This window comes from Oleiphilus sp. HI0086 (assembly GCF_001635225.1).
The window spans coordinates 1-10279 of sequence record NZ_LWFZ01000566.1 but is presented as its reverse complement, the minus strand read 5'-3'; the positions used below and the strand labels follow the sequence as shown (position 1 = coordinate 10279).

Annotated in this window: 12 protein-coding genes; 5 read left to right on the top strand and 7 right to left on the bottom strand. The window is 43.0% G+C overall.

Annotation, left to right across the window (positions count from 1 at the left end):
• Positions 1-496: DUF3047 domain-containing protein (locus tag A3756_RS06860; RefSeq protein WP_068553161.1), on the top strand; the 496-nt coding region annotated here is incomplete at its 5' end.
• A 181-nt stretch (positions 497-677) separates the two neighbouring features.
• Here A3756_RS06860 and A3756_RS06855 read toward each other — a convergent pair.
• The 6 genes from A3756_RS06855 to rimK all read right to left on the bottom strand — a co-directional run bounded on the left by A3756_RS06855 (position 678) and on the right by rimK (position 6035).
• Positions 678-2357: an AMP-binding protein gene (locus A3756_RS06855; protein WP_068508844.1), complete on the bottom strand. Its 1680-nt coding sequence runs from the start codon at positions 2355-2357 to the stop codon at positions 678-680.
• A gap of 156 nt (positions 2358-2513) precedes the next feature.
• Positions 2514-2822, bottom strand: coding sequence for a hypothetical protein (locus A3756_RS06850; protein ID WP_068508842.1), 309 nt, complete (start codon positions 2820-2822; stop codon positions 2514-2516).
• Between the two features lie 75 nt (positions 2823-2897).
• Entirely contained in the window at positions 2898-3476 is a 579-nt protein-coding gene (locus A3756_RS06845) for a mechanosensitive ion channel domain-containing protein (RefSeq protein WP_068508841.1), read from the bottom strand.
• 60 nt (positions 3477-3536) lie between these two features.
• Complete coding sequence (locus A3756_RS06840; RefSeq protein ID WP_082865127.1) at positions 3537-4067, bottom strand: RimK/LysX family protein; 531 nt, start codon at positions 4065-4067, stop codon at positions 3537-3539.
• Positions 4057-5088 (bottom strand): succinylglutamate desuccinylase/aspartoacylase family protein, encoded by a 1032-nt coding sequence (locus A3756_RS06835; RefSeq protein WP_068508839.1) that lies wholly within the window; start codon positions 5086-5088, stop codon positions 4057-4059. The genes A3756_RS06840 and A3756_RS06835 overlap by 11 nt, the downstream gene beginning before the upstream one ends.
• 41 nt (positions 5089-5129) lie before the next feature.
• The gene (gene rimK, locus A3756_RS06830) at positions 5130-6035 is read right to left on the bottom strand and encodes a 30S ribosomal protein S6--L-glutamate ligase (RefSeq protein ID WP_068508826.1); all 906 of its coding nucleotides are present in this window, start codon (positions 6033-6035) and stop codon (positions 5130-5132) included.
• Between the two features lie 184 nt (positions 6036-6219).
• Here rimK and A3756_RS06825 point away from each other — a divergent pair, with 184 nt between their 5' ends.
• The 4 genes from A3756_RS06825 (at position 6220) to A3756_RS06810 (ending at position 9911) form a co-directional block, all read left to right on the top strand.
• Positions 6220-6798 carry a hypothetical protein gene (locus tag A3756_RS06825; protein ID WP_068508825.1) on the top strand — a complete coding sequence of 193 codons (579 nt, stop codon included), beginning with the start codon at positions 6220-6222 and terminating at the stop codon, positions 6796-6798.
• A gap of 32 nt (positions 6799-6830) precedes the next feature.
• Positions 6831-7724: a LysR family transcriptional regulator gene (locus A3756_RS06820; RefSeq protein WP_068508821.1), complete on the top strand. Its 894-nt coding sequence runs from the start codon at positions 6831-6833 to the stop codon at positions 7722-7724.
• Positions 7725-7735: 11 nt separating this feature from the next.
• Positions 7736-8710 (top strand): magnesium transporter CorA family protein, encoded by a 975-nt coding sequence (locus A3756_RS06815; RefSeq protein WP_068508819.1) that lies wholly within the window; start codon positions 7736-7738, stop codon positions 8708-8710.
• Positions 8711-9077: 367 nt separating this feature from the next.
• On the top strand, positions 9078-9911 hold the full coding sequence (locus tag A3756_RS06810; protein WP_068553159.1) for an ABC transporter substrate-binding protein: 834 nt from the start codon (positions 9078-9080) through the stop codon (positions 9909-9911).
• A gap of 175 nt (positions 9912-10086) precedes the next feature.
• Here A3756_RS06810 and A3756_RS06805 read toward each other — a convergent pair.
• On the bottom strand, positions 10087-10279 hold a 193-nt coding region (locus tag A3756_RS06805; protein WP_156490335.1), incomplete at its 5' end, for a helix-turn-helix domain-containing protein.

Here is a 10279-nt window from a genome sequence, read left to right as displayed (position 1 = left end):
TGATAATCCCAAACTGAAGGTTTTGCATGCAATTAGTCAAGCTTCTGCTTCGGGTATGTTCAAGAAAATGAAAGTGAATATACAGAAGACTCCCTTTTTAAATTGGCGCTGGAAGGTCAATAAACCCTTAGCGAGTTTGCCTGAAGAAACGAAGCAAGGCGATGACTATGCTGCGAGAATCTATGTAGTCGTTTCTGATGGCTGGTTTTTCTGGCAAACCAAGGCCTTGAATTATGTCTGGTCGAGCCGGGAAGATGCGCCAGCAAGTTGGCCCAATGCTTATGCGCCTGACAACACTCTGATGATACCCTTACGAAATAATAGCGACGGCGCAGGGCAGTGGCATATAGAAAAACGAAATATTCAGGAAGATCTGAAAGCCTGGCTCGGCAAATCCTATGACGAAGTTGAGGCGATTGCGATTATGACTGATGCCGATGACTCCGGGTCGAATGCCGAAGCTGAATACGGTGATATATTCTTTTCGGAACGGTGATAGGGATTTCACGGATGGTCAAGTTGCTGAAATCCTGCAGTCTTAAAAACGCGCCATTCCCGTAGTCTTAAAGACGCGTCATTCCCGCAGTGTGTTAAGCGGGAATCCATTTTGCTTGATGCGCCGTGCTAGGTATCATGGATCCCGGCTGAAGAGCACACCGGGATGACGATAGTGCACCCTAATGCCAAACAACCGCTTGGCGTGCTTCATACCAATCATCCAAATGAGGCTTGTAACTCGACTCAATAACATCTCGCTTCATCTTCATCGTCGGTGTTAGGTGCCCGCTGGCGATGCTCCACTCATCACTGACAATCGTCACGAACTTGATATGCTCATGAGGGTCAAGTGTAGAGTTTACGTCCTTGATTAAAGATTGAAAGCTAGAGGCAAGCTCTGCTTTAAAGTCATCACAGCTTGTTTTTTTGGCCGATGATTCGGCTAATACTACCAATGCGTGAGGTTGTGGGTACTCAGCGCCCGATACACAAACCATCTCAATGTCTTGATGGCCAATAATCTTATTCTCTATTGGCGCTGGCGCAACGTATTTACCTTTACTGGTTTTAAATATTTCTTTGGTTCGTCCGGTAATCTTAAGGCGTTTAAGTTCATCAATTTCACCACGATCCCCGGTTTTCAAATAGCCATCTTCAGTGAACTCAGCCTTGGTTTTCGCCTCATCCTTGTAGTAACCCATCATCAGGGTAGGGCTCTTGATTTGAATTTCACCTTGCTCACTGATTCGACAATCAACACCAGGTAAAGGTTCACCTACGTAACCAAGGCAACTTCTGCCTGGCTGGGACATATGAGAATAACCAAAGTTTTCAGACATGCCGTAGCCTTCGAGGAGTTCAAGACCAAGCTTTTGGTACCAGGCAATCGTATCTTGACTTAGTGGTGCAGAGCCACTCGCAGCATAGCGTACATCCTGCAGACCAAGCGTCTTCAATACGCGTTTTTTCATATAGCCTGACAGTAAAGGAATCTTCATCAAACGATCGAGCTTTTGTTTTGGCATCTTGGCAAAGACACCTGTCTGGAATATTGTCCAAATTCGAGGAACCGCCAGGAACAAGGTAGGGTTTGCTCGGTTCAAGTCAGCGACAAAGGTATCGAGTTTGTCGGCGAAAAATAATTGAAAGCCAACAGATATAGAGGCCATTTCGACTACAAAACGCTCCATCACGTGTGCCAAAGGAAGGTAAGAAAGCATTCTGTCTTGATCAGTCACTTTTAATGAGGCTATCGCGCCTTGTGCAGCATAGGCCATGCTATGGAAAGATAGCATCACGCCTTTGGGGTTCCCGGTGCTACCAGAGGTATAAACAATCGTGGCGATTTCATCTGCTTCGCGAGCTGTATTTTCACTTAAGGCTTCATTCTTTGCGACAATCTGATCCCAGCTAGTATACTTTTGCTGCACTTCTTCCGGGCTTAAGTCAAAGGAAATACAGGGTAAGCTTTCTGGAATACCGTCTTTCATATCGTCCCAATCATCAAGCTTACCAGCGAATAGGACTTGTGCTTCGGAATGCTCAAGTATATAGCTGACGGTATCGGCGTTTAGGGTTGGGTAGAGCGGAACGGTAACGTGTCCTGCCATCCAGATTGCCCAATCCGCCATGACCCACTGAGCGCAGTTTTTTGACAGTAATGCTATGTGGCTCTTGGCTGGTAAATTAAGAGTCTTCAAATAGTTCGCCATCTTTCTGGCTTCAGATACGGCTTGTTGCCAGGTATAGGTTTTAACTTGTCCATTGCCAAGAGGTTGCGTGAGGTAAATGTCCTGGGCCTTTTCCTTTTCCCAGCGATAAACATGTTCAAGTGCGAGTGGAATCTTTCTATCGTTCATTATTATTCCTTTGTAAACGTAGCTATTAGATTGTTATTGGTTTTTAAATTCTGCAGGAGAATTGTACAGATAAGGAGCGTTAATCCCTTGACCCTAGGTTTTAAAATATTGACGCTGGGTTGCACTTGTGGAAGGCTCAACCTAAAGGTTGGGCAGCTACAACAAGCTCAATTGGTCACTAGTAATCTCGTTATATGAGGTGCCTAAGAAGCTGACTACACCATCGACAATAGGTGCGATTTGTCTGGCGAGATACAGGTCATAATCAAGTGGTGATACAAGGTGTTCTATAGGCTCAGGCCCATTCACGGTATAACAATAAGAGACCCAGCCGCCATTTTCATAACGTGGCGCCTTGCCTTCGCTGACTAGCCACTCGTCAGCTTTTTTGGCGGCTTGGGCATGAGGGGGTATATTCGAGGTGTAATCTCTGAGTTTTCTTCTTAAGCGCTTTCGATAGATCAACTGGTCGTCGTATTGCCCGCTTCGTATCCCGCTAAGTAATTGTTTGAATAACTAGGCAACTCGGGTTATTCTAAATTAAGACTGTTTGTCTTCTTTGTACTCTTCAGACTGCAATTTACCAATCCCTTTTAAACGATCTCTAGGATTGACGAGCATTGGTCTGGTTAGAAGTAAGTTGTTTGGATATATAATAACTTCACGCGCTTCACTGATTAGTTTAGTGCTGAATAAGTTAATTTCAGAAATATACCCCTCGACGTAATTATCGCCATCAATCACTCTGACGAAGTTGCCACGCCTGAATGACTTTTGCACTAAAAGAATAAAAAATGAGGTGATGTTACTTAGTACCGACCACCCGGCGAATAACGCCACACCAGTGACCGCCAGAATACTGGCAGACAATGTCAGGAGTCCTTTGAAGTCAAAACCCCATACAAATAGAGTGACTACCACTGTTCCGATTAACAGCAACACATTTACTGCAGCGAGCGCGGTTTCTTTCGATTTGTCTTTTAGATTTCCGTGCTCTGCATGTGCGATGATTCGTGGTCGTAGTACGTATTTAAAAAAGCCGTAGATAATGATGATAACCAACGTTAGCAACACATTTACTTTGTACATTGAAAACCAGGCCAAAAGCTCATCAAACATTTTTTACCTCAAGAATACTTTGCTTCAACTTCATACTTGTTGTCTGTCTACGAGCATAAGCTATTCATAGTTTACGCTCATTCTATCTTCACTCTGGATATACTCCGACTCGGGGTCCACAAGCGCTCGTCCTGCCATTGCGGTTCGACCCAGCAACATAGGATATCGCATATTAGAGCGGTCAGTTAAGGTGATAGGTATCGTCCAATGACTTTTCCCAATGCAGACACTCGCTTCAATCAAGCAACGCTTCTCTTTAGCCTCATTATTGGTCTTAACAAGCCTTTTGTCGATGAGTTTTGCTGACCGTCTACTCGCCCTTCGGTCAGGAAAGACATCCTTTGGTAAATCAAAACTGACCCAAGTTTCATTATCCCTCTCTTCATACTCAATATTTTCGACGTGCAAAGATGAGTTGTTAGCGCCGGTGTCAACTCTTACCTGAACGTTGAATAAATGTAGTCCAGGTAGGTCAGCGTACTCGACTGCACCTAGTAAGATCTTTCCATCCAGGTATTTCGCGAAGGAACTTCCCACAATTGTTTGCTCCTCACTTAGATTTCTATTCTTGGAAAAGTTATCATGGCTCATTTAACAATACCTCGGATTCACTGACCAAATTGTCATTCATTAGTTCTAGATTTTCAGCCACTTCGTTTGGCTTGGAAAAATAAGCAATATGAAATAATGCTTCACCCTCCTGTGCTAATGGGATGTTCTGTTTACCAATAATAATACCCTTAGCATGACTCGTGATGGTGTCTAATACTCGACCAAACGGGTCTTGAATATCTGCCAGCGCATCGCCTTTCTCCACGAGCTCACCAAGCGTTCTTTTATAACGGATAAAGCCACTGTCAGTTGACCTTACCCATCCTGACTGCCTAGCAATAAAAGGTTCATATTTAAGCTTGCTTCGTCGTTTGGTAAGCATATCTAATGAACGCATAACGTTAACGATGCCTCTTACACCCGCACGAATAGATAATTCATCAAATCGCAATGCTTCACCTGCTTCATATAAAAGTACTGGTACGCCCAGTTCTCCAGCAGATTCTCTCAACGATCCATCCCTTATATCGGCATTAAGTACAACAGGCACGCCAAAGGCTTTTGCAAGTTCATTTGTTCTTTCATCATCTAAATTTGCTCGTATCTGTGGCAGATTTGAGCGATGAATCGCACCTGTATGTAAATCAATCCCGTAGTCCGATTTTGAAACGATCTCTTTCAGAAACTGGTTTGCAATTCTTCCTGCTAACGACCCTTTAGTCGAGCCGGGGAAGCTTCTGTTTAAATCTCTTCTGTCAGGTAGATAGCGGCTTTGTGAAATGACGCCATAAACATTTACAATGGGGACTGCTATGAGCGTTCCCTTCATTCCTCTAAGTTGTTTACCTTGAATTAGGCGACTAATAATCTCAGTACCATTTAACTCATCACCATGAATCGCAGCGCTAACGAACAATACCGGGCCATCTTTTTTACCGTGTTTCACGTATACCGGCATCGACATTTCGGTGTCGGTATACAGCGCAACGGTGGGCATTTCAATGTATGCTGATTCACCCGGTTTGATGTCACGTCCTGCTATGGAAAAGCTCTGTCTCATTGTAATATCTCAACTAATATTTGCATTGTCTCAACTAATAACTAACCTTTCCCTTTAGTTTTGGTTGCGTTGGGTTTTGCCTTCTTTTCGATATGCGAAATAATCATCCCCGCTACATTTTTGCCGGTAGCCGTTTCAATGCCTTCTAGCCCCGGGGAAGAGTTCACTTCCATGACAACGGGCCCGGTAGCACTTCGAAGAATATCTACACCGCACATTGATAAGCCCATTGTCTTTGCTGCATCGACTGCTGTTTTTCTTTCAGCTGGCGATAAGCGAACTATTTCAGCCGAGCCCCCTCTGTGTAGGTTTGAGCGAAACTCACCAGGCGCAGCCTGACGTTTCATTGCAGCAACGACTTTATCTCCCACCACAAGACAGCGAATATCAGCACCATTTGCCTCCTTAATGTACTCTTGTACAAGGATGTTTGCTTTTAGACCCATAAATGCCTCAATGATGCTTTCGGCTGTCTTTGTCGTTTCCGCTAATACAACACCAATGCCCTGAGTGCCTTCCAATAACTTAATGACAACGGGTGCGCCACCGACATTCTTAAGTAAGTCATCTATCTTGTCAGGCCGATTTGCGAAACCTGTTCTAGGTAAACCAATCCCTTTTCTAGATAACAGTTGTAAAGAACGAAGTTTGTCCCGTGACCGGCTAATCGCGACCGATTCATTAATACAATAAGTTCCCATCATTTCAAATTGTCTGACGACCGAAGTACCGTAGAAAGTAACCGAAGCTCCTATTCGTGGAATGACAGCGTCATAAAGAGGTAAGGGCTTACCTTTGTATCTCACAGAAGGTTTGGCGCTGGTAATATCCATATAACAATGCATTGTATCGATGACATCAACAGTATGCCCCATCTCTTCTCCTTCTTCTTTTAGTCGGCGAGTAGAGTAGAGCTCTGGGTTACGGGATAGGATTGCTATTTTCATTGGGATACCTCCAAACATTGTCAGTTGAGCTTGTGTAAATCTGTCGTAATTTTGGGCCTGATTTTTTAAAGCGTAAAACGAAAAGAATTTGTGTTGACGACAAAATTTATTAGGTGGTCGAATGACGAAACTAGTATGACAATAATGAGGATAGTGCTATCAATCAGTTGTTTTGGAATCTACTATGATGAACGTCTTAACAATGCCTGACAGATTAACCAAGAGTCAGATAAAAGAAAGTTTTTATAGAACCTACAAGCTAGTAAACCGAGTCACTAACGGAGTGAGTACCGGCGAGGTTTTTAAGCAGGGTGAGAGAGTTGCTTATTGTGAGGGTTTAGATAGTGATGAACCATTTCAATACCTCAAGGGTGTTGTTGACAGTCATATCAGGAACGAAATTAGACTGAGAGAAAATAGCATGCCTGACCTAACAGCATGGTATCGCGCAATTTGTGAGACCCTTCCAATTGAAAGCCGCAAAACGAACGACATTATCTGTGAACTTTTTAAAGCAGGTCGCGAGTATGTTTCGCTAAGTGACTTGGCTGGGAAAGCCGAGATATCAAATACCTCTGAATTATGCTTTTTGTTGTCAAATTTAGCACGAAAAATGTGTGACTCTATACCTTATGAACCGCCCTGCCAGGGTGATGGTCGCGATGCATACCTGGCCTTAATTTGTGATAGTTCTCCTTTAGGTGATAGGGTTAGACTTAATTGTCTCTTTAGTACTATATTTAAGGACTATTGGCATAAATAGGTTAGCTCGCTGGCCTTAACATAGGCGACATCATGGACATTGAGTTATTACGTACATTTTTGGAAGTAAAGAATACGCGTCACTTTGGTAAAGCGGCTGAAAACTTATACCTTACCCAAGCAGCGGTCAGTGCTCGTATCAAACAATTGGAAAATGTATTAGGTGCGAAGCTTTTTACTCGCTTTAGGAATAACTTACAATTAACGGTGACAGGTGAGCGCCTTATTAATCATGCCGAAACAATTATCATTGCATGGGAAAGAGCTCGCCAAGATGTATCGCTACGAAAGAAACAAAAACACGTAATTTCTCTCGGTGCCACAACAGGTCTTTGGGACCTGGTGCTGCAAGACACATTGCACCGACTTCATCGCGATTTTCCAGAAATGGCATTGAGGACGGAAGCGCACAATCCAGATATCTTAACCCGGCACCTAATGGAACGTACATTGGATGTGGCGCTTATTTATGAACCAGCGAAACTCAATGACTTGGTATCTATACCCATAACCCCCGCCGAACTGATTTTGGTTAGCACGAATGCTGACGCAACAGCAGAGGAGGCAGTCCAGCAACGTTATATTGCCATTGATTGGGGTTTGTCGTTTCAAATGAGTTTTACTCAGGTGTTTTCAGATAATATATCACCTATTCTTCATACTACGCTTTCACGAATAGCGCTTGAATTTATGCTTGAATTTGGCGGCAGTGCCTATTTACCATACCGTTTAATTGAACCCTATATCGACAAAAGCCTTTATCAAGTTGCCGATGCGCCGGTCATTGCTAGACAAATCTTTGCGTGCCATCATCGAGAGAACATTCATACGAACGAGATAGAAAACATTCTCAATGTTATTAGGGCGCTTGAAATGCCTGTAGAAGACGCTCCAGAGATTGAAGTGCCAGAAATAATAGAGATATAGAGGGTTATGACATGTTAAGTATTATCCAGCTCTCTGACGATGGTAAGAGTCAAGAGCTCGAAGCAATGTCGATTGATGATCTAATTTCCGGCGACTTACTCACGAGCCAAAAGCTGTGGATTGATCTTACGACCGAAGATCATGAAATAATTAAACGTTTGCTCACAGAGCTAAATATTGACCACCTTGCTATTGAAGATACCCTGCGAAAGAGCCACCCGTCAAAAATCGAGTTTTTTGACGAGCACTTATTTATTTTGTATCGCGGAATTCGTGCCATTGAAGATGATATATCTTTCCAACATCAGTCGATTGGACTCATTGTTAAAGACAACATTCTGGTTACTGTTCACCCGGTTAAATCGGTTGGGGTAGAGCAATCTAAAAAAGCCTTGCGTAAACTCAAACATATATCTCCTATGACGGTCGCTATTCAAATAATGAAAGCAGCATCGAGTGTTTACCTCGAGAAGTTGCTTAATTTTGATACTCAACTTAGTGAGATTGAGGAGCAACTCGAAAACAATGCAAATGACCAACAGTTGAAAGAGCTGACAAAGTTTAAGTCGCGGCTGGTAAAACTGACGCGGACATTTAATTATCATACGGACATAAGTGAAGGCTTACATAAAGAAAGTGATGAGTACGCATATTTCGACAAGGCAGCTTGCGAGCATGCAATTAACGACTTAGATGATCGTTTCCAGCGCCTTTTTACACTTGCTCAGATGCACTACGATATTTGCGGAGATTTGATCGATGGTTATTTATCGATATCAGCGCATCAGCTGAATGAAACGATGAGAGTTTTAACGGTCATCACCGCTGTGTTTGTGCCACTAAGTTTTTTGGCAGGGCTATATGGGATGAACTTTGACTATATACCTGAACTCAAGGTTGAGAACGGCTATTTTTACCTGCTCGCAATCATGTTGTCGCTATCAACGGGCTTAGTTTATTGGTTTAAGAGAAAGCGCTGGCTGTAAAAGCCAACGTTCAATTGAAAAAGTTAGCACTAAGCTTGACCTATCGAAATAGAGATTTCAACTAGAGCGTACAAACAGCAAGAAAAGCTTAGTCGGCTAAAGCCAAAAACTGCCGTTGAAGGGCATTGTCGAAATGGCCTAGTTCTCCTGATTTAAAGATGTCGAAGAATTTTGATTTTGAAGCACTAAGCACTACCTTTCTGACAGTCTGTCTTCTCCACAAAGTAGACATCTGAGAGTTGTTAGATTCGAATCGGTTTGTCTGATACCTGCCAAAAATATCATTACAGAGCCGGAGGTTTGTATAACGCTCATTGCTCGGCTAATATGGATTCTAAAATCGCGTTTCAGAAAAAGACTATTAAACATGTTGCATGATTTCAATGTCCTGCCATTTCTCAGAGCATCCTTTTGTTTCTTGAGCCTTTGTTTATTTAGCGTCCAAACGACCTCGAAAGAACTTCACTTTGTCACCGTTGAGCATGCTCCGCATAGTTTCGTAGAAGCTGGGAAAGTCGTCGGAAGCGTTACACAACTGCTACATGAGATTTTTGAAACAATGGGCTATCAGCTGGAGATTACTTCGGTCCCAGCAAAAAGAGCACTTTTAATGGTGGAGGGCGGTCTTGTTGACGGGGTATATCCGTATACCTACAGCGAGTCGAGAAGCAAATCTGCATACTTTTCTAACCCTATCTCAATAATTGATACTGTATTTTTCAAAAGAAGATCGTCAGAAATATCGTGGGAGACTTTATCAGATCTTCAGCCTTATAGTATCGGGTCAAATGCAGGCTACCATTATCCTATAGCGTTCCAAGCTGCTGAGCGTGAAGGGCTCATAAAGACAGCTCCGCTGTTTTCACAAAACCCAACACTCGACAACTTAAAAAAATTGAACCGCGAGCACATCGAGCTATTTATATGCAACAAGCTGGTATGTCAGTTTTATATTGATCAGTATGCACCTTTGTTTCGGAACATTGACTATATTCCTAAAGCAGTCGGACCTATCAAGGCCTTTCATGTCGGCTTTACTCGCAAGAAGAGTGGGGCCTTAGAGTTGCGTGAACAATTTAACATAGCTCTAGATGGCGCCATAAAGACAGGTCTACTCGAAAAGATCTATAAACAGCAGGGAATCAAATCAAAAGTAAGTCGCCTGGGTTCTCAAGGTGCGAAAGGCCTAGTAATTCGATAACGAGTAACTCAGAGCTTCATCGAATCTTTAAACTGTGGAAAGGTCACGCATTTATTTTTGCGAAGCGCTAGCACCGCTCTTTTTAAAAACGTGGCATATTGCCTATTAGGAGTGATCATTAACGTCCCATAACGAGGTTATTCGCTGCTTTGAATGATACGCCACCCTAACAAACTTATTGGGTTTCCCCCCAAGAATTTGTTAGCCTAAACTCGAGTGGGCTTCGCCCTACCTCACGAGAAAATGCGCTTGAGAAGCTACTCGCGTTAGAGAAGCCGACTTTAAAAGCAATCTGTTCAATGCCTTCAGGTGTACTGATTAAGTATTCCTTAGCTCTATCCATACGAAGTTGATTAGATAGTTTTCTC

Excerpts from the sequence above, each read along its gene's own strand:
- A3756_RS06855 (WP_068508844.1), bottom strand. The coding sequence starts at position 2,357 with ATGAACGATAGAAAGATTCCACTCGCACTTGAACATGTTTATCGCTGG.
- A3756_RS06845 (WP_068508841.1), bottom strand. The coding sequence starts at position 3,476 with ATGTTTGATGAGCTTTTGGCCTGGTTTTCAATGTACAAAGTAAATGTG.
- A3756_RS06840 (WP_082865127.1), bottom strand. The coding sequence starts at position 4,067 with ATGAGCCATGATAACTTTTCCAAGAATAGAAATCTAAGTGAGGAGCAA.
- A3756_RS06835 (WP_068508839.1), bottom strand. The coding sequence starts at position 5,088 with ATGAGACAGAGCTTTTCCATAGCAGGACGTGACATCAAACCGGGTGAA.
- rimK (WP_068508826.1), bottom strand. The coding sequence starts at position 6,035 with ATGAAAATAGCAATCCTATCCCGTAACCCAGAGCTCTACTCTACTCGC.
- A3756_RS06825 (WP_068508825.1), top strand. The coding sequence starts at position 6,220 with ATGATGAACGTCTTAACAATGCCTGACAGATTAACCAAGAGTCAGATA.
- A3756_RS06820 (WP_068508821.1), top strand. The coding sequence starts at position 6,831 with ATGGACATTGAGTTATTACGTACATTTTTGGAAGTAAAGAATACGCGT.
- A3756_RS06815 (WP_068508819.1), top strand. The coding sequence starts at position 7,736 with ATGTTAAGTATTATCCAGCTCTCTGACGATGGTAAGAGTCAAGAGCTC.
- A3756_RS06810 (WP_068553159.1), top strand. The coding sequence starts at position 9,078 with ATGTTGCATGATTTCAATGTCCTGCCATTTCTCAGAGCATCCTTTTGT.